The sequence below is a fragment of the Hymenobacter sp. genome (assembly GCF_036388155.1).
GTDB lineage: Bacteria > Bacteroidota > Bacteroidia > Cytophagales > Hymenobacteraceae > Hymenobacter.
Genome location: NZ_DASVSI010000030.1, coordinates 1 through 21,643, shown reverse-complemented (window position 1 = coordinate 21,643; position 21,643 = coordinate 1). Strand labels below are relative to the sequence as shown.

The 21,643-nt window shown below is 62.0% G+C and carries 17 protein-coding genes; 5 read left to right on the top strand and 12 right to left on the bottom strand.

Features of this window, described 5'->3' with window-relative positions:
• Positions 1 to 32: 32 nt before the first annotated feature.
• Entirely contained in the window at positions 33 to 1,385 is a 1,353-nt protein-coding gene (gene eat, locus VF629_RS04560) for an ethanolamine permease (protein WP_331057269.1), read from the bottom strand.
• 117 nt (positions 1,386 to 1,502) lie between these two features.
• Between eat and VF629_RS04555 the strand changes: the two genes are divergently transcribed.
• Entirely contained in the window at positions 1,503 to 1,961 is a 459-nt protein-coding gene (locus tag VF629_RS04555; protein WP_331057268.1) for a hypothetical protein, read from the top strand.
• Between the two features lie 115 nt (positions 1,962 to 2,076).
• Positions 2,077 to 2,973, top strand: coding sequence for a T9SS type A sorting domain-containing protein (locus tag VF629_RS04550; RefSeq protein WP_331057267.1), 897 nt, complete (start codon positions 2,077 to 2,079; stop codon positions 2,971 to 2,973).
• Positions 2,974 to 2,992: 19 nt separating this feature from the next.
• On the opposite strand, the gene VF629_RS04545 is transcribed toward VF629_RS04550, so the two are convergent.
• The 3 genes from VF629_RS04545 to VF629_RS04535 form a co-directional block, all read right to left on the bottom strand.
• Positions 2,993 to 4,411, bottom strand: coding sequence for a TolC family protein (locus VF629_RS04545; RefSeq protein ID WP_331057266.1), 1,419 nt, complete (start codon positions 4,409 to 4,411; stop codon positions 2,993 to 2,995).
• A gap of 202 nt (positions 4,412 to 4,613) precedes the next feature.
• Positions 4,614 to 7,712: an efflux RND transporter permease subunit gene (locus tag VF629_RS04540; RefSeq protein WP_331057265.1), complete on the bottom strand. Its 3,099-nt coding sequence runs from the start codon at positions 7,710 to 7,712 to the stop codon at positions 4,614 to 4,616.
• Between the two features lie 218 nt (positions 7,713 to 7,930).
• Positions 7,931 to 9,163 carry an efflux RND transporter periplasmic adaptor subunit gene (locus VF629_RS04535; protein ID WP_331057264.1) on the bottom strand — a complete coding sequence of 411 codons (1,233 nt, stop codon included), beginning with the start codon at positions 9,161 to 9,163 and terminating at the stop codon, positions 7,931 to 7,933.
• 183 nt (positions 9,164 to 9,346) lie between these two features.
• On the opposite strand from VF629_RS04535, the gene VF629_RS04530 reads away from it, so the two are divergent.
• Positions 9,347 to 9,703 (top strand): MGMT family protein, encoded by a 357-nt coding sequence (locus VF629_RS04530; RefSeq protein WP_331057263.1) that lies wholly within the window; start codon positions 9,347 to 9,349, stop codon positions 9,701 to 9,703.
• Here VF629_RS04530 and VF629_RS04525 read toward each other — a convergent pair whose 3' ends face one another.
• The 8 genes from VF629_RS04525 to xseA form a co-directional block, all read right to left on the bottom strand.
• The gene (locus VF629_RS04525; RefSeq protein ID WP_331057262.1) at positions 9,704 to 11,176 is read right to left on the bottom strand and encodes a hypothetical protein; all 1,473 of its coding nucleotides are present in this window, start codon (positions 11,174 to 11,176) and stop codon (positions 9,704 to 9,706) included.
• A 431-nt stretch (positions 11,177 to 11,607) separates the two neighbouring features.
• Positions 11,608 to 13,008, bottom strand: a complete 1,401-nt coding sequence (locus VF629_RS04520) for a hypothetical protein (RefSeq protein ID WP_331057261.1) — start codon at positions 13,006 to 13,008, stop codon at positions 11,608 to 11,610.
• Positions 13,009 to 13,189: 181 nt separating this feature from the next.
• The gene (locus tag VF629_RS04515; RefSeq protein WP_331057260.1) at positions 13,190 to 13,603 is read right to left on the bottom strand and encodes a response regulator transcription factor; all 414 of its coding nucleotides are present in this window, start codon (positions 13,601 to 13,603) and stop codon (positions 13,190 to 13,192) included.
• A complete protein-coding gene (locus VF629_RS04510) occupies positions 13,600 to 14,370 on the bottom strand; it encodes a sensor histidine kinase (protein WP_331057259.1) in 771 nt (256 codons plus the stop codon). The genes VF629_RS04515 and VF629_RS04510 overlap by 4 nt, the downstream gene beginning before the upstream one ends.
• Before the next feature lie 195 nt (positions 14,371 to 14,565).
• Positions 14,566 to 15,270, bottom strand: coding sequence for a hypothetical protein (locus tag VF629_RS04505; RefSeq protein ID WP_331057258.1), 705 nt, complete (start codon positions 15,268 to 15,270; stop codon positions 14,566 to 14,568).
• A 39-nt stretch (positions 15,271 to 15,309) separates the two neighbouring features.
• Positions 15,310 to 15,678 carry a hypothetical protein gene (locus tag VF629_RS04500; RefSeq protein WP_331057257.1) on the bottom strand — a complete coding sequence of 123 codons (369 nt, stop codon included), beginning with the start codon at positions 15,676 to 15,678 and terminating at the stop codon, positions 15,310 to 15,312.
• Between the two features lie 44 nt (positions 15,679 to 15,722).
• Entirely contained in the window at positions 15,723 to 16,019 is a 297-nt protein-coding gene (gene xseB / locus VF629_RS04495) for an exodeoxyribonuclease VII small subunit (protein WP_331057256.1), read from the bottom strand.
• A gap of 7 nt (positions 16,020 to 16,026) precedes the next feature.
• Positions 16,027 to 17,391, bottom strand: coding sequence for an exodeoxyribonuclease VII large subunit (gene xseA / locus VF629_RS04490; protein WP_331057255.1), 1,365 nt, complete (start codon positions 17,389 to 17,391; stop codon positions 16,027 to 16,029).
• Between the two features lie 139 nt (positions 17,392 to 17,530).
• On the opposite strand from xseA, the gene VF629_RS04485 reads away from it, so the two are divergent.
• Both VF629_RS04485 and VF629_RS04480 read left to right on the top strand, forming a co-directional pair.
• Positions 17,531 to 19,603: a M13 family metallopeptidase gene (locus VF629_RS04485; RefSeq protein ID WP_331057254.1), complete on the top strand. Its 2,073-nt coding sequence runs from the start codon at positions 17,531 to 17,533 to the stop codon at positions 19,601 to 19,603.
• A gap of 238 nt (positions 19,604 to 19,841) precedes the next feature.
• Positions 19,842 to 21,643 (top strand): M13 family metallopeptidase (locus VF629_RS04480; RefSeq protein ID WP_331057253.1); only part of this gene is annotated, 1,802 nt, incomplete at its 3' end.

Below are 21,643 nucleotides of genomic sequence, written 5' to 3'. Positions count from 1 at the left end.
CGCAGCCGAGACATCTCGCGTGGTGTACTAATTCAATCGTTCAACGAAGCGGGCGAGATGTCTCGGCTGCGCTCGACATGACGACCTTTTTGACCTTTGGCAATTACCAGATAAATGCCCAGCAACCCCATCAGCCCCACCAAGAAAACACCGCTTAGCAGCAAGTTGTAGTACACCAGCGCGCCCAGGCTCAGCAAGCACAGCGCCAGGGCCACCAGCGGCACGGCCGGGTAGCCCGGCACGGCGAACGGCCGCACCAATTCCGGCTCGCGGCGGCGTAGGGCAAACAGGCTGAGCAGGCTGATGACGTACATCACCAACGCCCCAAGCACCGACAGGATGATGACTTGGTCGGTGGTGCCGGTGAGCAGGGCCACCACGCCCACGGCGGCCCCCGCTACCAAGGCCCAGTGGGGCGTTTGGCGGCCATTGAGCCGGGCCAGAAAGCCGGGCAGGTAGCCGCTGCGCGCCAGGGCAAACACCTGCCGCGAGTAGCCGATGATGGTGCCGTGAAACGAGGCCACCAGTCCAAACAGGCCGATGCTGGCAAATACCCGGGTCCAGACGCTGCCCTTGCCCAGCGCCATGCCCAGGGCTTCGGGCAGCGGGTAGTCGATGCGGCTCAATTGGCGCCAGTCGCCGATGCCGCCGGTGAGCACCATCACGCCCAGCGCCAGCCCAACGAGCGTGAGCAGGCCGTAGCCATACCCGCGGGGGATGGTGCGCCGGGGCTCGGCCACTTCCTCGGCCACCATGGCCACGCCCTCAATGGCCAGGTAAAACCAGATGGCAAATGGCAGGGCCGCGAAAATGCCCGGCGCGCTCACCGGCACCGGGTGCGCCAGGAAATTGCTGACCTGAAAATGCGGCGCCACCAAGCCCATGAACAGCAGCAACTCGGCCACGGCCAGCACCGTGACCACCAGCGAAAACGTGGCCGACTCCTTGATGCCCAGCAAGTTTATCAGCGTGAATGCTACGTAGCAGCCCAGGGCAGTGTACAGCACCGGCACGCCGGGGTACAGAAAATGCACGTAGCTGCCCAGCGCAAACGCAATGGCTGGCGGCGCAAACAGAAACTCGACCAGCGTGGCGTAGCCGGCCACAAAACCGCCAATCGGCCCAAAGGCCCGGTGCGCGTACGCAAACGGCCCGCCCGCCTGCGGAATGGCCGTGGTGAGCTCCGTAAAGCTGAAAATGAACGTGACGTAGAGTACCGTGACCAGCACCGTGGCCACCAGAAACCCCACCGGCCCGGCCACGGCCCAGCCGTAGTTCCAGCCAAAGTATTCGCCCGAAATGACCAGCCCCACGGCAATGGCCCACAGGTGCAGCGGCGTCAGGGCCTTTTTCAGGCCATTGGGGGTCGACGGGGGCGAAGCCATTTCGAAGCAGGCGATGATTTAGGCATTAATATAGGGTTTGAAAATGCACCCACGGTTGAGCTGCGCGCTAGCAGTCGCGCGTAACCGGACCGGGGTGCCCGCAGTCCAGTAGCCAGTATGAAGAAAAACTCTACCCGAATGGGCTTGCTGCTGAGCGCCGTGCTCAGTGGCGCGCTGCCCGCCAGCACCGGCGCGCAGGAGCCTGCCGCCAACAGCATTACCCTGCTGGTGCTCAACCAGCCGCCATGCACCATGCCGTCGGCAAAATCTGTCCTGAAAGCAAAGCTGGCCTACGTCATCGCCGAACAGGAGCAGTCGGAATACGGCTTCGCCGTTTCCATCAAGTTCCAGAGCGTCGACCCGCGCATGACGTTTTCGAGTGGTACGCAGGGGGTAATTCCGGTCACCGTTCGCCACGACACGCTCACGCTGGAATACCCGCTGGCTAAAATCTGGGCCAATGAGAAGCTGCGGCGCCCGCTCACCTGCTACCTGTACCTGCACCGCAACACGGCGCCGGGCCGCAGCACCGTCATCGCCCAAACCCCGCCCATCGTGTTTAAGGAATGCCTGTAAAAGAACCAGAAAACGAGGCTGCCATCAAGAAGTGGTGAGCAGCGCTTAAACCCCAGTGCATGGTTTGTGTCTAGGTAGTATTCGTTGATATCTCGTCATTTACCACTGAGTTGCTATGCACACAAACACACTCAAACTATTCGGCCTGATGCTGTTTGCCGGCCTGGCCCCCCGAGCCGAGGCCGTGGCCCAGGCCGGCCAATTCCGACGCGAAGACCGGCCCGCCCGGCGCGAAATGCGCGACTATGTGCAGGCCAACGTGCTGCCCGTGGTGCGCCAGCAGCGCCAGAAACTAGAGGCCCAGCTCGCCCCCGCCGACCGCGCCCAGCTGGCTACCTACCGCACCCAGCTGCAAACCGTGCGCGCCAACGGCAAAGCCCTGCGCCAGAGCCTGCACCCGGCCGGCACCTCCAAGGCCCCGCGCCCCACGCTCACCGAAGCCCAGCGCGAACAACTGCAGCAACTGCACGCTGAAAGGAGAAGCATCCTGCTCAAAGTGGCCGAAATGGCGCGGAAGTACGACGCCCCTATTCAGCAGCTGGCGCAGGAGGTGCAGCCCCAAAAGGAGAAGTGGGCCGCCGATATGCACGCCATCGTGACCAAAAACGCTACTTCCGAGCAGCGAGAGAGCTTGGCGCAGGCCCGCGGCCATCGGCAAGGGCACCACGGCCTGCGCCGCTTCTTCCGCCCCGCCACTTTCCTGCTGATGAATACCACCGCTGCCTCTGCGCCAGCCGGCCCCCCCGAGCGAGAGGTGGGCAGCGCCAGTTTCTATCCCAACCCCGCCACGGCCACCAGCAATCTGGAATACGAAGTAAAAAAAGCGGGCCCCGTCACCGTCGACTTGCTCGATAAAAACGGCAACAAGCTCCGCACGCTCGTGGCCGAAAGCCAGCAGGAAAAAGGCCCTCACAAGCAGCAAATCGACTTGCACGACTTGCCCGCCGGCACTTATTTCTACAAAATCACCACCAATTCCGGCTCCGAAACCAAACGGTTCATCAAAGAGTAATTGCGGAAAAAGCGGCGCTTTACTTGCCTTGTGCTTGCTGCACCAGCCCGCCACTCAAGCGGCGCAGGACGGTTTCGGCTTGCTTGGCTTGAAAGCGGATGTCGAGCAGTCGCACTTCGGCGTCGAGTTGGGTGCGCTGGGCTTCGCGCAGGGCAATGGGCGTGAGCAGGCCCAGCCGGTAGCGCTCCAGGGCGATGGCCACGTTCTCACGGGCCAGCAGGATGTTGCTCTCTTCCAGCTCCAGCAGCTGCAGGCGGTTCTGGTATTGCGCGTAGGCTTGCTGAGCGTCGGCCTCGATTTGCAGCTGGGTTTGGCCGAGCTGCAGGCGGCTTTGCTCTTCCACCACGCGGGCGTTCTGCTCCAGGCGGTTGCGGTTGAAGCCGTCGAAAATGGGCACCGAGGCCACCACGCCGTAGTTCAGGCCGTAGGTGCGGCCCGTATTGGTTACGAGCTGCGTGCCGAAGAAAGCCGCGCCGTTCACGTTGCGGTTCAGGCCGTAGCCGGAGGTGAGGCCCACTTGCGGGAAGCGCGAGGCACGCACCAGCCGGCGGTCGTAGGTAGCTACTTCGGTGTTGGTGCGGGCGGCTTGCAGGCGCGGGTTGTTTTGCTGAATGGCCTGGGTAATGGCCGCCTGGTCCAGGTCGCGGGTCACCACAATGGAATCGGCGGGGCGGAAGTCGAGCCGTGGCGTGCGGCCCAGCAGATTATTCAAATTGATTTTGGCGGTGCTGAGCAGCTCCTGCTGCTGTATCAGGGCCGACTGGTCGGCGTTGTAGTCCACGCGCGCCGTCAGCACTTCCACCTTGGCGCTCACGCCCACGTCCACGCGGGCCTGGGTCAGGTCGATTCGGGCCTGGCCAATTTTCAGCGCTTCTTCAATAGACTTGATTTTGCCCGATTCGCGCACCACGGCGTAGTACGCGTCGGTGATGGCGGCCACGGTTTCTTCCAGCGTGGCGCGGGTTATCTGCTGTTGGGTTTGGTTGAGGGCCTTCAGCCGGTCGTAGGCAATGAACATCCCGAAACCATCGAAAATGGTCCAGGTGGCGGCCACGTTGGCATTCAGCAAGTTCGACTGCGCGTTGTTGGCGGTGCTGGGCTCCGGCCGGCTCGACGATTCTTGCCGCACGTTGTTGCGGTTGAAGGTGCGGGTGAAGTTGCCGTTCACCACCGGCAGCTGGCCGGCGTTGCCGCGCGTCACGTTGTTCTCGGCAATCTGCTCGTCAGTCCGCGACAGCCGGATGTTGAAGTTGTTTTCTATCCCCTGCTGAATGGCCTGCGCCAGGGTTAGGGGCGGCGCGTCGGCCACCGTGGCGGGCTTTTCGGTTTGGGACTTGGCCTTGGGCTTCTCGGCGGGTTGACGCGGCATCAGCACCGGCTTTTGCGCCTGGGCCACCGTGGCGGTTGCGAAAAGAAAAAGAAAAAGGAAACGATACATGAGTAAAGGAAAGAACATCAAACTCCCCTCCTTACCAAGGAGGGGACGCGGCCGCAAAGCGGACGCTGGGATGGTTGAGTAGTTGCGCGATGCCAGAACGACTCGCGCCCGCATCGTTCAGGGTTCGTGCAACGACTCAACCACCCCCGTCCGCGCTAAAGCGCGAACACCCCCTCCTTAGCAAGGAGGGGAGTTTACCGTGCTAAACGGCTACCGCTTTTTCAGCTGCCGACTCAACTTTTTTGTGGTGCTTTTTGGCCGTGGCGAAGTAGGAGTACATCACCGGCACTACGTAGAGCGTGAGGGCAGTAGCGAAAAACAAGCCGCCCACCACGCCGATGCCCATGGCCCGGCGGCTGAGCGCGCCCGCACCCGTGGCAATGGCAATGGGCAGGATGCCCAGAATGGCGCACAGCGAAGTCATCAGAATGGGGCGGAAGCGGGCCGTGGCACCTTCCACCAGACCGGTCATGTAGTCCACGTTGTGCTTCTCGACGCGCTGGTTGGCGAATTCCACGATGAGAATACCGTTTTTTGTCACCAGACCAATCAGCATGATGATGCCGATTTGCGAGAACAGGTTCAGTGTCTGGTTGAAGTACCACAGGCTCAGCAAAGCGCCCGAAAGGGCCAGCGGCACCGTCACCATGATGATGACCGGGTCGCGGAAGCTTTCAAACTGCGCGGCCAGCACCAGGTAAATCAGCACAAGGGCCAGGCCGAAGGCGAAGAGGAGGGAAGAGGAGCTTTCCTCAAAGTCACGCGAGGCGCCCGACAGTTCGGTCGTAAACGTTTCGTCCAGGTTTTTCTCGGCAATGGCGCGCATGGCGGCAATGCCATCGCCCAGGGTTTTGCCGGGGGCCAGCGAGGCCGAGAACGTGGCCGAGTTGTAGCGGTTGAAGCGGTAGAGCTGGGGCGGCGTGCTGCTCTCCTCCAGCCGAATGACGTTGTCGAGCTGCACCAGCTCGCCGTCCGCGTTTTTCACCGACAACAGGCGCACGTCCAGCGGCTGGTTGCGGTCTTCGCGGGCCACTTGGCCGATAATCTGGTACTGCTTGCCGTTGCGGATGAAGTAGCCGTAGCGCTGGCCGCTCAGGCCCGACTGCAGGGTTTGCGAGATGCTCTGCACTGAAATGCCCAGGCTCTGGGCCTTCTCGCGGTCAATGTTGACGCGCAGCTCGGGCTTGTTGAACTTCAGGTTCACGTCCACGAACTGGAACGTGGGGTCTTGGCGGGCAATTTCCAAGAACTTCGGTACGGCTTCGCGCAGCTTCTCAAAGCTCTGGTTTTGCATGACGAACTGCACGGGTAGGCCCCCGCCGCCCCCGCCGCCCCCGCCGATGCTCTGGTCTTGCGACACCGACGTACGGGCCGCCGACAAGCGCTTCACGCCGTCGGTTAGGCCTTTGGAAATCTGGTCCTGGGTTTTCTCGCGGGCGTCGGCTTCCACCAGCAGCACGCGGGCAGTGCCGGAGTTGGAACCGCCGCCGAAGCCCGGCGAGGTCACGGCAAACACGCTGCTCAGGTTTTTGTCGCCCACCGAATCCATGGCCATCTTGGTGATTTGGGCCATGTAGTTGTCCATGAATTCAAACGAAGCGCCTTCCGGGCCCGTCGCGTTGACGTTGATGCGGCTCCGGTCCTCAATCGGGGCCAGTTCCGAGGGCAACGATTTCATGAAAAACCAGATGCCGCCGCCCGTGCCCACTATCATCACCCAAGCCAGCCAGCGGTTGCGAAGGAAGGTTTGCAGGCTGCTCTGGTAGGCCCCAATCATCTTCTGGAAGAAGGGCTCGGTTTTGCGGTAAAACCAGTTGTGATTTTCCTCGCGCTTCAGCAGCTTCGAGCACATCATGGGCGTGAGCGTCAGCGACACGAAGGCCGAAATCAGCACCGAGCCCGCCACCACAATGCCAAATTCGCGGAACAAGCGCCCGGTGATGCCCGTCAGGAACACCACCGGCAGGAACACCGCCGCCAGCACCACCGTGGTGCTGATAACGGCCATCAGAATTTCCTCGGAGCCTTTGATGGCGGCCTCCTTCGGTTCTTCGCCTTCCTCGATGCGCGAGTAAATGTTCTCCAGTACCACAATGGCGTCGTCCACCACCAGGCCAATGGCCAGCACGATGGCCAGCAGCGTCAGCACGTTAATGGAAAAGTCGAGCAGGTACATCACGAAGAAAATGCCCACCAACGACACCGGAATGGCCACCACCGGGATGATGGTGGAACGCCAGTCGCGCAAAAACAGGAAGATGATGATGACCACCAGCACAAAGGCCTCGATGATAGTGTGCTGCACCTCGCTGATGGACTTGCGGATGAAGATGGAGTTGTCGAAGCCGGGCTTCAGCACCAGGTCCTTGGGCAGGTCCTTGGCATACAGCTGAATGCGCTTGTTGAACTCCGTGGCAATGTCAATCTGGTTCGAGCCCGGCTGCGGAATCACGGCCAGACCCACCATGGGCACGCCGTTTACTTTGAAGATGGTCTGGTCGTTTTCGGGGTACAACTCGGCGTAGCCAATGTCCGAAAGGCGAATGAGGGACACCGCATCTTTCCGGATAATCAGGTTGTTGAAGTCCTCCACCGTGGTGAGGCGGCCCATGGTGCGCAGCGTGAGCTGGGTGGCCTCGCCTTGCACGGCGCCACTGGGCAGCTCCACGTTTTCGCGGGTGAGGGCGGCCTGCACGTCCACGGGCGACACGCGCAGCGCCGACAGCTTCACGGGGTCGAGCCACAGGCGCATGGAGTACTTCCGCTCGCCGTACACCCGCACTTCCGACACGCCCGGGATGGTCTGAATGCGCTCCTTGAGGGTGTTGTTGGCGTAGTCGGTCAGTTCGAGCAGCGTACGTTGGTTGCTGCTCAAATAGGTCATCACAATGGGCTGCGAGTCGGCGTTGGCCTTGCTCACCACGGGCGGGTCGATGTCGCGCGGCAGGCGGCCCTGGGCCCCGGATACTTTGTCGCGCACGTCGTTGGCGGCGCTTTCCAGGTCGGCGTCGAGGTCAAACTCTACCGTAATCTGGGTGCGACCGTCGCGGCTGTTCGACGTCAGGTTCTTGATGCCGGCGATGCCGTTGAGCGCTTCTTCAAGCGGCTCGGTCACCTGGCCCTGCATCACGTCGGCCGAAGCGCCGGTGTAGCTGGCCTGCACCGTGATAATGGGCGGGTCGACGCTCGGGTATTCCCGAATGCTGAGGTACCGAAAGCCGATGACCCCAAAAATGATGATGACCAGGCTCATCACAATGGCGAGCACCGGCCGGTTGATACTAGTGGAGGAGAGGCTCATAGCAGTTGGATGATAGCACAATAAACTCCCCTCCTCATCTGAGGAGGGGACGTTTCCGCGAAGCGGAAACTGGGGTGGTTGAACCCGTTGAACGACTCGCGTTCGATTCGTTCGGGTGTCGGTCAACGAGTTCAACCACCCCCGTTCGCGCTGAAGCGCGGACATCCCCTCCTTAGCTTCGCTGACCTTCGGTTGGTAAGGAGGGGAGTTGGTTGTTCTTATTTGACCACGCGCACGGCATCGCCGGGCTTCACTTGCAAAATGCCGGTGCGAATGACCGTATCGCCCACGGCCAGGCCGTCGGTAATTTGGATAACCTTGTCGGACCGAATGCCGATTTTCACCTTCTTTGGCACCATTTTGTTGTTTTTCACCGTGTATACGCTGTAGCCGCTGGCCTCCGGAATTACCGCTTCGGTGGGCACTTGCAGCGCCGTATTGGTTTCGCCCAGCTGCAGGTTCACCCGCACGAAGGAGCCGGGGCGCAACTCGTTGTTGGTATTGGCGTAGCGGGCGCGCACCGGCTGGGTGCGGCTCACGGGGTCAATCTGCGGGTCGACGGCGTACACCTTGGCGTCGAACTTCTTGTTGGTGGTTTCGTCGAGCACGCTCACCACGTCGCCCACCCGCACGTTGGACGCAAAGCGGCCGGGCACGGCAAAGTCAATTTTTACCGGCCGCACCCGCGACAGCGTCGTGATTTCGGCGCCGGGGCTCACGTAGGTGCCCACCGTGGCGGTGGTCAGGCCCAGCACGCCGGCAAAAGGCGCCCGCACGTAGGCTTTGTCGAGGGAGGCGCGCAGAGCGCGCAGGTCGGCCTGCGCCGTGAGCAGCTGGTTGTTCGACGTCTCGTATTCCTGGGCGCTGATGTATTCTTTGTCGAGCAGCGTGCGCTGGCGGCGCTCCTGGTCGCGGAAGAGCTTGATGTTGTACTCCTGCTTCTGGATGGCCGCCTGGGCCTCGTCGGCGTTGATGCTGAACAGCAGCTGCCCCTTGCTCACCGACTGGCCTTCTTTGATATTCAGGCTGGTGATTTTGCCGGATAATTCGCTCTTGATAACGACCGACTCTTCGGCCAATACCGAGCCTGTGGCGGCCACTTCGTCGGCCAGGCTCGTGGCGGCTACCACGTACACCTGCACGGCCAGGCGCTGTCCGCCTCTGCCGCCAGCGCCGCCCGGGCCACCGGGCCCCCCTTTGCCGCCTCCGCCACCCGCCGCAGCACCGCCTTTTTTATCGCCGGCGGCGTTGCTGGGGAAATACTTGATTTTCACGAACACCAGCGCGCCGATGACCAAGGCCGCAATCAGCCAGCCCAACCAGGAGCGGCCTTTCGACGGCGGCGTGTCCGGCGTGGGGTCGGCGGGTGGGGGAGTGGCCGCGGTGGGCGCGGGAGTGCTGGTGGTGTCCCAGGTTTTGGGAGGCGCAACGGTCGGGTTATCAACTGGCATAGTTGGCAAGAACGCACAAGGGGCGGCGGAAGTTTGGGGCTAAGCCCACCACCCGAGCAGAGGGAATCAAATAAGACTACAAATAGAGCTACTATAGTCCGTTTTTGGCCTAAAAGGTTGCCCACCAAAACCCGAAACTAGACGTAGAGCGCCATCAAGTAGACCGAACCTATCTTCGCCCCGATGAAGCCCGCTGCCCCAAAATCCCCCGAACCGCGCAATTTTTTCCAGGACGTGCACGAAGTCGCGCGCCTCATCCCGCGGGGCCGCGTGAGTACCTACGGCGCCATTGCCCACTACCTCGGCGCGCGGCACGGCGCCCGCACCGTGGGCTACGCCATGATGGCCGCCCACACCGCCGACCAATACGTGCCCGCCCACCGGGTGGTCAACCGCCTGGGCCACCTCACCGGCCGGCTGCACTACGCCACGCCCTTCGCCATGCAGGAAGCCTTGGAAGCCGAAGGCATTCGCGTAGAAGAGGACCGGGTGGTGGAGTTCAGCAAGCTCTTCTGGGACCCCAGCACGGAGCTGGCGTAGCTAAGGCTTGCGCCGTTTTTCGAGGGCGTCAACTTCCGCTTCGCCCTGGCGTACGGGCATGATTTGCCACGGGCTGCTGGCCGCTAAGTTGGGTAGCAGCTTCACGTAGTTGGCCATTGACGTATTGGGGGCCATCAGTATGGCCGGCCCTCCGGGGGTATCGATGGCGAGCCGCATGGGCCGGTCCAGGTGCGACCAGGCTAGTTCCAGGTACTGGCCCGGCTTCAACTGCCCGGCTTCGCGGTCGTTGAGGTACACTCGTTCGGGCCCTGCAAACCCGCCGAGGGGACGGTACACATAAACAAAGGCGGTATCGGCGCGCTGGGGAAGGCCGGGGGCGGGGTAAGGCGCCGTTTGCCCGCTGCGCAAATCCAGGGAGTAAACGATGGGCTGACCAGTAAAACCGTCCGGGCCGTACATCCCGGTGGGGCCGTTAGGGCCAGTGTATTGGGCGCGCCTATTCGCCACTAAATCAACGGGTGCGGCACCAACGAACGTAAAGAAATCGCCTTGCCGAATGAGCGGGCGATACGTGCTGAGTTGCCGCATGTACGATTGGCGCCCGTCCGAAAAGCCCCACACCTCTTTCGGCGAAAGCTTCTCGCCTGCGGCGGTGCGCATTCTGGCTTTTAGCTGCACGGTACCTTTCCATTCCGTCACGGTGTTTCCGGCCGGCGTGTTAAAAAAGTCCGTGGCGTAGGCCCCCACCGTATCGATGCTGACCACGACGGTGGTATCGGGCCGGTTGGTTAGAAACTGCTCCAGCGTCAGGTAGGCGCCTTTGCGCGGCATGGCCGCCCGAAGAATGGCGGGGCGCGTCGTCGTGGAGGGCTTGTCCGTGACGAGTTGGGCCAGCGTCCGCGCCGGCCGTCGCGCCATCTGGTTCCACTCCACGTCGTTCAATTGCGTGAGCGCGTCTTGCAAAACCGTTGCGATGCGTGCGGCGTGGCGGGAATTTGCATCGATGCCCCGGCTGCTGGTATAAGCCGCTACGCTGCGCACGAAGTGGTAGCCATCGGCCTGATGCTCGTACACATCGGCCGCCACATTGGCGGTAGACTGTGCCCCCTTGAAGCCTCCGACTATGTTGTAGCCCTGCACTATTTCGTCAATCTGCAATTGGCGGATGCACAGCACCACCGCGTGCTGCTTGGCCTGTTTCGGCAACTGCGAAGCAAGCCAGGAAGTCAGCTCATCTTCCAGGCCTTTTTGAAAGAATGCAGGGGCCCGAACTTCGAGCCCTTTGTATATCAGGCCAATGGGAGGACGACCTGCGCGGCCGTCCACCACCTGCTCCACGCTCAGGGTGCGGGTGGGCAAGGTGATGGGCTGCTGGTCCATGTTCAGGTAGTACGGCGTTACGCGCTGCGTAGGGCCGTACTGCGCATTTGCCACGGAAGGAGCCAATGCATTAAATACCACTGCCAGCAACATACAATACCGTTTGGCAGAATGGAGTAGAGAAAAGGACATATAAATCAATAGAGGATGTCTTACCAATTATTAACTTCACACTTGCTTGCCTTCGCTAGCCGCTGAATTCGGCGCAGCTCAGATAGACCTTATTTGACGGGCACTTGCCACAGCTGCGGGGCTCAACCAGCAGCCGGCTCCACGCATTCCAGGTAAGTCGGCTGGCTGAATTTGGGTACGAAGTGGCAGGTTTCGGGTCCAGTACCTGCCTGCACGCACCGTTTCAACTCCTGCCGTTGGTCGTGCGAGGTCAGCTAGGATATGCATGATGGCCGCCCACTACATGCCCGCCGTGTGGTCAACCGCCTGGACCACTTAACTGGCCAGCTGCCCTTCGCCATGCAGTAAGTCTTAGGAGCCGAAGGCATCGGCGTAGGGAAAAACTGGGCGTTATTCAGCAAACTGCTCTGGAGCCTGAACGTGAAAACGGCTTAATTGCTTGCTGTTTTGGTGCGTGCCTGCAGCACGCGCAAGTCGAAAACGCCTTTCTTCACAGGCACGCGTTCCAGCGGCGGCTTGGCCGGGTCGGCGATGTTACGAGCAATTTCCACGTACGACGCCGTGCCGAACGTGGGGATGAAAGCGGTGCAGCGCCCCGGGGCCGTTTGCAGGCACAGGCTCACCTCGTGCACCTTATCGGTGTAGGGGATGGCCACGGACTGCCATGCCTCCAGGTCGGCCACCACCTTGCCGTTGAGCAGTACCTGCACCGGGCCAGGCGTGCTGCTGGCGCGGCGGTACACGTAGAGCAGGGCCGTGTCGGCCGGAGCGGGGCCGCTGGCCTCGGCAAACGGCGAAACGACGCCCGTGACCATGTCCAGGGTAAAATCGCCGGGCTTGCCCGTGGTGGACGCCGCCGCAATGGCGCCGCCAACCGCCCCGCCCAGGAAGCCAGCGGTGCTCACCGCGCCCGGGTCGGGGCCGGTGAAGCCCACAAAGCGAAACGAGTTGCCCGCCCGCGTGAGCGGCATGTAGCGCCGGTTGTGCCAAATGTAAACCTGCTGCCCATCCGAGAAGCCCCAGGCGTTGCGTAGGGCGGCCGGTGCGCCGCCGGCTGTTGCCAGGGCAGGTTCCACCTCCAGCGTGCCCTCCCAGCCCTTGGCCGTCCGGGCCACGGTGGTGACGCTAAGGATGGGCTCGACCACGGGCTGGTTGTTGCGGAACGCTAGAAACGTGGGGTAATAGCCCTTGGGCCGCAGCGAGTCGACGAGAGCCGGGTAAGGAAGCGCTACCGCGGCTGGGCGACCCAACTGCTGGAGTTCGGCCAGGGTGCGCGCTGGCTGGGGCGGCAGCTTGTCCCAGTCGATGGTTTGGCACTGGGCCAAGCATTGCTGCAACGCCAGGGCTAAGTTGGTGGGGTGCTGGGCCGTGGTTTCCATGCCCTTATTTTCTACCAGCTCGGCCGCGTTCAACACGTAATGATAGCCGTCGGCCAGATGAGCGTACACATCGACCGAGACATCAACGCTGGCTTTTTCAGAAAAAGCGCCAATGGCTTCATTTAGCTGCAAATGACGCACTACCAGTACGATAGCGTGGTCGGTGGGCCGAGCAGGCAGTTGGGCTTGCACCCACGTGGTGAGCGCCTGCGCCACGCTGGGGCGCAGGTCAGCCGGCTGCCGGATGTTGCCAAGGCCCCGGTGTACCGTGCCGATGCTCCCCCTCCGGGGCCGGGCATCGAGCACTTGCTCCACGTGCACGGCGCGCTTGGGCAAGTCGAGGGTGGCTTTGCTCAAATCCAGGTAATACACCTGTGCCCGTCCCGGAGTAGGCAGGAGTAGCCAAAGGGTAAACGCCCAGATAATCAGTGCGGGAAATCGACGGGTTTGCATGATGCAAATTTTGGTGCCGTTGCGCTGAGTTCCAAGCGGGCTGCTGCCAACTAAGGTGTTTTCATGGAGAATTCTAAATGTTCTTTTATTAGGTGCAAAACAGAAGACTGCCAACGACGAAGCCCCGCTTCCTGACGCGCAGAAAGCGGGGCTTCGTCGTTGGCAATTTAGGGCCGTACTGCTACGGCCGGCTGCCAGCCGCGGCGGCGGCCAGCACGGCGCTGCGCATTTCTTCGGGCGAAGTGTTTTTAACCAAGTAGCTGTGCGCGCCCTCGGCCAGCACGGTGCTCACCAGGGAGGGGTCGTCGTGCATGGAAATGATGACCACGCGCACCTGGGGAAACTGGGTGCGCAGCAGGCGGGTGGTTTGCAGGCCGTCGAGGATGGGCATTTGCATGTCCATGAGCACCACATTGGGGCGGCTGCCTTGGTCCAACAATTCGAGCAGTTCTTGGCCGTTGCCGGCTTCGCATATCACTTCTATGCCCGCGTAGCCGCTGAGCAGCGCACGCAAACCTTTGCGGAAGAGAATGTGGTCGTCGACGATGGCCAGGCGTACGGGGACGGCGCTGGGGGAGGTGGATAGAGGTGTCATGTGTTGAGCGTGAAAGACGGAGCCGCTGCGCCCGCAGGCAGCAGCGTAACGGGTAAAATGGCCCCGACGCGGGTGCCCACGCCGGGCTCAGAATGATAGTGCAGCTGGCCCCCGAGCACGGCCACCCGGCTGCGCAGGTTGATGAGGCCCATGCCCACGGGCTGGCCGTGGGGCCCGGGCGGGGGCAGTTCCTCAAGGGCAGCCAGGTCGAAGCCCTGGCCGTCGTCCGAATACGTGAGCGTGAGCAGGCCGGGCACCGCGCTCACCCGCAGCAGGATGTGCCGGGCGTCGGCGTGCAGCAGGCCATTGGTGAGCAGCTCTTGGGCAATGCGGTACACCATCAGCTCGTGCGGCGGGATGAGGCGGCCCATGGGGCCTTCCTGCTCCAGGCGCACCTCCGGGCCGTGGTCGGCGGGCACGGCCTGCACCAGCGCCCGCAAGGCCTGGGCCAAGCCCAGCTGCTGGAGCGTGGCGGGCTGCAGGTTGCGCGAAATGCGGCGCACTTCGGCCACGGCCTGGTCGATGAGGGCGCTGGCTTCGGGAGCCGGCGGGTTGCCCGGCGCAAACAAATGCAGCTTGGCCAGCGCCAGGATGGTGCCTACGCCGTCGTGCAGCTCCCCAGCAATGCGCTGGCGCTCGTCTTCCTGCGCCACAAGCGCGGCCGCCAGGGCCTGCTGCTGCGCCGTTTCCTGCAGCTGAGCGAGTTCCTGCTGTTGCCGCAGCTGCGCCCGCTGGTAGCGAACCACAAACCATACGAGCCCCAGCACAAGCAGGAGCAATGTCGGAGTGAGGAGGAACAACGGCAGAAGGTCTGTCACATGAAGGCACCTGGAAACCAGGTAGCGCAAAGAAATAAGAAAAGTAAGAACCCGCGAATCGGCGTGGTGAAACTAAGGGAAGGCGTAGCGCGGACCCGACGGTTCAGGTTGCAGGCCGGCGGTGAAATGTCTTGTGAGAGCGGACTACGAGTTGGCCAGTTGGATTGCGCCGGAAAGCTGGGTTTCGGCTGGGGACGAGCTGAGGCGGTTGGCCCGCAAAAAAGCCAAGGTCAGAAAGTAGTTGAACACCAACCCCGCAATGGACACGAAAATGAATTTTGAGCTTTGGTCGTAGATGGTAGTGGTGAGGTATTCGAGGCTGAAAGCCGTGACAGTGCCCGCCGAGTAGAGCAATTGGCCAATGCCCAGCAGCCACATCGGGTCTTGCGAGAGGGGCCGCAGGGGGCGGCGATTTAGGGTTTGTTCGAGGTAAACCATGGCAAAGCCAGCCAGCAGCGCGCACTGGGCTACCCGGCTCACCGCCACCGCCAGGTGCCAGTCGTTGAGCATCACAACGAAAACACCGGTCAACGTGGCCACCGTGGTGGCCACCACTAAACGCCGCGTTTTGGCCGACGCTACTACCTGGTAATAAACCGCCGCAAACAAGGCGATTTTTCCTAAGTTGAACCCGGTAAGAAACCCGTAATTGGTTTCAAAGTAGGCGGGGCAAAGAACCCGGGCCCCAACCACCGCCGCAACCGACAAGTACACATACCCGCTGAGCAGCTTGATTTCGGGCGGAAAATGACGCCTGCGCCACCACACCACCGCCATGGGAACGACAATGCTGACCTGCATAACGGTCAGCATTGTCATTACCAGCGAATGCATCTCCTCTTTTGACATCGGTTGGTAGAATAGAGTCAGTGGGAGCCAGCGGTTTGGCTAACTGTTAAGAATATTGTCTTGGCCGCTGCGTGGCGGACTGTCTGTCGACTCATCGGCCACAATCGAATTGCCATCCAATTGGTCGTTTTCCTCGTTGTCGGCTCCCACTGCCAGTATCTGCTGCACTTCGCCGTCGAGGCCGTAGTAAAAGCGAATGCCTTGGCAGTTTTCCTGCGCCAGAATATTTAGGAGGACATCGCGCCCAAAAAAATGCGCAATGAGTTTGCCAGGACTAGCTTCTCGGTAGTTCTTGGTCCACTCAGATGCGATTGAGTGGTCAATGGGATTTCCTTCGGTACCGTTAAATGCCATATTAATTACAGAAAAATTGAAAAAAAACAAGTTTGTTTTGGATGGAAGAGCCAAATATAGTTACCTAAAGAAAAAAATATACCAGGCTGCTGAAATATTTACCAGCCCCGGCTGGGGCCGCCGGGTAGGTGGTCGTGCTCGTCCTCTTCTTCGTCCTCTTCCGCCTCTTCGTCTTCGTGCTCTTCGTCGGCCAGCTCATCCGCTTCGTCCTCATCATCCAGGGTATCAAATACTCGGTCGAGCGACGCCTCGGCATTGCGGAGTTTGTGGCGGCACAGCCGAATCAATTCGGCCGAGCGCTCCACGCGGGTGGTGAGGTCGTCTACGTCCACGGCGTCCGTTTCGAGGGCGCGCAAGATGGTTTCCAGTTCCTCGATGGCTTCGCGATAAGTCATTCTTAAATTAAGTAGGCTGTTGGTTAAGGTCGTTGGTTTCGGGGTGGCGCACGGCCGCTACGGCCAGGCGCAGCTCGGCGCGGTGCAGGTGGCGCTCCAGCGCCAATTGCAGGTGGAAGCGGCGGCGCAGCACGTCTTCGCGCCGCCGCCGGTGATGGCGGATGAACCGGCTCAGCAACACCCGGCCGCGCTGGCGCAGGCCGCGCTGCTCGCGGGCCAGGGCGCGGCGCGCGGCGCGCGGCAGCTGGTGCCGGAAGCGCTGCAGCCCGTTGCTGAGCTGGCGCAATTGCTCGCGTGGCCCCTGCGCCGCCTGCCGGGCGCGGGCGTGCAGGGCCGCGCGGGCCGCGTCGAGCTGGCGGTGGGCGGCGTAGTGGCTTTGCCCGCTGAGCTGGTCGAGGTGGGCGTGGCGCTGGCTGAGCTGCCGCCGCGCCAAGGCCACGACTTGCTCGCCATAGCCCACAAGTGCCGCCTCGAGCCGGGCCAAGCGCTCGATGAGAAAAACGGCTACCGCGGTGGGCGTTTTTAGGGCTCGGTGGGCCGTGAGGTCCACCAGCGCTTCGTCGCGCTCGTGGCCAATGCCGGTGAGTACCGGCAGCGGGAACGCGCCCACGGCCGCCGCCAGCCCATATTCGTCAAAAGCCAGCAAGTCGGTGCGGCTGCCGCCGCCGCGGATGATGACCACGGCGTCGAACTGGCTGCGACGGGCCCGCACGCCATCCAGCGCCGCCCGGATGCTGGCGGGGGCGTCGTCGCCCTGCATGGCAGCCGGGAAGAGGGTGAGGGCAAAATCGTATTGGGCTTCCTGGAGCTGCTGCACAAAATCCTGAAAGCCGGCGGCGGTGGGGGAGGAAATGACGGCCAGGCGCTGGGGCGCCAGGGGCAGCGTGAGTTCCTTCTGGCGGTCGAGTAGCCCTTTTTCCTCCAGCAAGCGCAGGGTTTTCAGCCGCAGCAGAGCCAGCTCGCCCACGGTGTAGCTGGGGTCGATGGCCACTACGTCGAGGCTGAGCCCATATTGCTCGTGGAAGCGAACCTGCACGCGCAGCAGCAGCTTGAGGCCCGGCCGCAGGGGCTGGCCGGTTTGCCGCTCAAAAGCCGGGGCCAGCTGTTGGTAGCGCTGGCTCCAGAGCGTGGCGCGCGCCTGGGCCTTGAGGGGGGTGCCGCGGCCGTCGGTGGTTTGCTCGGTGAGGGTGAGGTAGCAATGCGCGCCGGCAAAGCGGGGCACGGTCAGCTCGGCCACTTCGGCCACCACCCAGTACGAGTCGGCCAGTTGCTGCTGCAGGGCTTGGCGCACCCGGCTGAGCAGGTCGGCCAGGCCCAGCGGGGCAGGCGGCAGGATGGGCGGAAGCTCCGGGCGGCGGTTGTAGAGCGGCATGAGTGCAAATTACGGGCGCTGGGCGGGGACTTGGGCAGGCCGGCAGGAACCTTTGGCCGCGGCGGGGCCGTGCGTGCAACCCTTCAAAACCGGTCTGGTCTATACCTTCACGGCATAATGTCCCAACCCAACCCTTTTTATGATTTCAACTTTTATTGCCCGGCGGCTTAGCCTGGCCGCGCTTGGCTTAGGCAGCCTGGCCGCCACCATTGCGGCGGTGCCGCCCACCACCCCGCCCACCACGCCACCCCAGAAAGGCGTGGGCATCAACCTGGCCAACATGGACCTGACGGTAAATCCCTGCGAGGACTTTTACCACTACGCGTCGGGCAACTGGTTGAAAAACAATCCGATTCCGGCGTCGGAAAGCCGTTGGGGCTCGTTCAACGTGCTGTACGGCCAAAATCAGGTGGTCATTCGCGGCATTCTGGACGAAGCGGCCAAGAATGCCAGCAAGGCCACCAAAGGCACCAATGCGCAGAAAGTGGGCGACTTTTATGCGTCCGCCATGGACTCGGCCGCCATCGAAGCGGCTGGCCTGAAGTACCTGCAGCCGCACCTCAACCGCATTGCGGCCATCAAGGACCTGGGCGAGATGCAGCGTTTTCTGGCCGACCCCAAAGCCCATGCGGGCAGCGTGTGGTACGGCTTCTACGTGGCGCCCGACGAAAAAATCAGCACCCAGTACGCCGTGCAGATGGGGCAGGGCGGCCTCACGCTGGCCGACCGCGACTACTACCTGAAGGACGACGCCCGCTCCAAAGCCATTCGCGCCGCCTACGAAACCTATCTGGTGAACGTGTTTAAGATGCTCGGCGACGCCGAAGCCACGGCCAAAGCCAACGCCGCCGCCGTGCAGCGCATTGAGACGCGCTTGGCCAAAGCCAGCAAGAGCCGCGTGGACTTGCGCGACCCCCAGGCCAACTACCACAAAATGACCGTGGCCGAGGCCAACGCGGCCTTCCCCAACCTGGCCCTGCCGCTCACGCTGAAGGAAAACCAGCTGGCCGCGGCCAAGGAAATCATTGTGGGCCAGCCCGAATTCCTGAAGGAAGTAAGCGCCATGCTGAAAGAGGAGCCCATTGCCGACCAGCGGCAGTACCTGCGTTTCCACTTGGTGAGCAGCCTGACGGGCGCGCTGCCCAAGGCGTTTGGCGACGAAGCCTTCAAGTTCTCGCAAGTGACCAGCGGCGCCAAGCAGCAGCAGCCCCGCTGGAAGCGCATGCAGGGCTCGACGGACCGCGCTCTGGGCGAAGCCTTCGGCCAGCTCTACGTGGACAAAGCCTTTACCCCGGCGGCTAAGGCCAAGGCCAAACAGATGATTGAGAACCTGCGCACGGCCTACGCCGAGCGCATCAAAGCGACGGATTGGATGAGCGCGGCCACCAAAGCCGAGGCCCTGAAGAAGCTCAACGCCTTCGCGGTGAAGATTGGCTACCCCGACAAGTGGAAGGACTACTCGGCCCTGAGCATCAGCCGTGAATCCTACTTGAACAACCTGCTGGCTTCGCGCGAGTGGGCCAACCAGGACCAAATCAGCCACTTCGGCAAGCCGATTGACCGCAACGAGTGGGGCATGACGCCGCCCACGGTGAACGCCTACTACAACCCGCCGATGAACGAGATTGTGTTCCCGGCCGGCATTCTGCAGCCCCCGTTCTACGACCCCAAGGCCGACGACGCGGTGAACTACGGCGGCATCGGTGCCGTGATTGGCCACGAAATGACCCACGGCTTCGACGACCAGGGCCGGCAGTACGACGCCAAGGGCAACCTGCGCGACTGGTGGACCAAGGAGGATGCCGAGAAATTCACCGCCCGCGCCGCGGTGGTGGGCAAGCAATTTGATGCCTTCTCGCCGATGGATTCCGTGCATGTGAACGGCAAGCTGACCATGGGTGAGAACCTGGCTGACCTCGGCGGCCTCACCATTGCTTACGCTGCTTTCGAGAAGACGCCCCAGGCCAAGGCTGCCCAGAAAATTGACGGCCTCACGCCGCAGCAGCGCTTCTTCATCAGCTGGGCGCAGGTGTGGCACAGCAACACCCGTCCCGAAATGACGCGCCAGCTTATCCTGACCGACTCGCACGCGCCGGACATGTACCGCACCATCGGGCCGTTGCAAAACATGCCGGAGTTCTTTAAGGCCTTCGGGTGCCAGGACGGCAGCAAGATGATGCGCGCCCAAACTGAACGCGCCAAAATCTGGTAAGCCGTTCTGAGCCTACCTAGTTAGAACGTCATGCTGAGCGAAGTCGAAGCCTCTCGCCCGTAGTAGTAATTATTTACTTACTCAGGCGAGATGCTTCGACTTCGCTCAGCATGACGTTCTTTTTGTCGGTCCAACCAATTATCAATCCTGTAATCTTCCTTTCCTTTTATTGCATTATTCAAAATCATCCTGCTGTTGTAACTTGCGGGTCGTAACATTTCGCACTTTTTCCCTCACTATGAATCAATTCTCTTTTGTAAGGCGGGCTGCTTTTTCAGCGGCTGTGCTGGGGTTGGTGGCTGGTTCGGCCCAGGCCCAGACCCAAACCAAAGTAAAAACCAAGTCCAGCGCCGCTGGCAAGACCAAAACCACATTGCCTGCCAACCCCGGCCAGTCGGGCGTGGGCATCACGCTGGCCAACCTCGACCGCTCGGTTTCCCCTTGCGACGACTTCTTCCAGTATGCCAACGGCAACTGGATGAAAAACAACCCCGTTCCGGCCTCTGAAACCCGCTGGGGCGGCTTCAACCAGCTGCGCAACCGCAACCGCGACGTGGTGCACGGCATTCTGGAGAAAGTGGCCGCCGACCGCACCGCCAAGCCCGGCAGCAATGCCCAGAAGGTGGGCGACTTCTACGCCGCCGCAATGGACAGCATGGCCGTGGAACGAGCTGGCTTGAAATACCTGCAGCCCCGTTTGGATAAGATTAACGCCATTCAGGACGTGGCCGGCGTGCAGCGCTACCTCGCCGACCCCAAAAACTATGGCAAGGGCTGGTACGGCCTCGGCGTGGGCCAGGACCCCAAAAACAGCACTCAGTACGCGGTGCAGGTGCGCCAGGGCGGCCTTACGCTGCCCGACCGCGACTACTACCTGAAGGACGACGCCCGCTCGAAAACCATTCGCGCCGCCTACCGCACCTACCAGGTCAACATCTTCAAGCTGCTCGGCGACGACCAAGCCACGGCCGAGCGCAACGCTGACGCCGTGACGCGCCTCGAAACCCGCATGGCCCGGGCCAGCCGCGACCGGGTGGCCCTGCGCGACCGCGAAAGCAACTACAACAAGATGACCGTGGCCCAGGTGGCCGCCGCCTACCCGAACCTGGACATTCCGCTGCGCCTGAAGGAAAGCAACCTGAGCGGAGCCAAGGACATCATCGTGGGCCAGCCCGATTACCTGAAAGAGGCCAATGCCATGATTAAGGAGGAGCCCATTGCCGACCAGAAGCAGTACCTGCGATTCCATTTGGTAGAGGGCGTGTCATCGGCGCTGCCCCAGGCGTTCGTGGACGAGAGCTTCCGCCTCACGCAGGTACTCACGGGTGCCAAAGTGCCCCAGGCCCGCTGGAAACGCGCCTTTGCCGCTACCGACGGCGCGTTGGGAGAGGCATTTGGTCAGATTTACGTGGACCAGGATTTCAGCCCCGCCGCCAAGGCCCGCGCTAAGCAAATGGTGGAAAATATGCGCGTAGCTTACGCCGAGCGCATTCAGGCCACCGCATGGATGAGCGCCGCCACCAAGGCGGAGGCCCTCAAAAAGCTGAACGCCTTTGTGGTGAAAATCGGCTACCCCGACAAGTGGAAGGACTACTCCAAGCTGAACATCAGCCGCGAAAGCGCCCTGAACAACCTGTTCGCGGTGGCCGATTTCAACACCATGGACAACCTGAGCAAGTTCGGCCAGCCCGTCGACCGCTCGGTGTGGGGCATGACGCCGCCCACGGTGAACGCCTACTACAATCCCAGCTTGAACGAGATTGTGTTCCCGGCCGGCATCCTGCAAGCGCCCTTCTACGACCCCAAGGCGGACGACGCGGTGAACTACGGCGGCATCGGCGCCGTCATCGGCCACGAAATGACCCACGGTTTCGATGACCAGGGCCGGAAAGTGGATTCTGAGGGCAACCTCCGCGACTGGTGGACCAAGGAAGACGGTGAGAAATTTATGGCCAAGGCCGATGTGGTGGGCAAGCAGTACGACGCTTTCTCGCCGCTCGACTCGGCCCACGTGAACGGCAAGCTGACGATGGGCGAAAA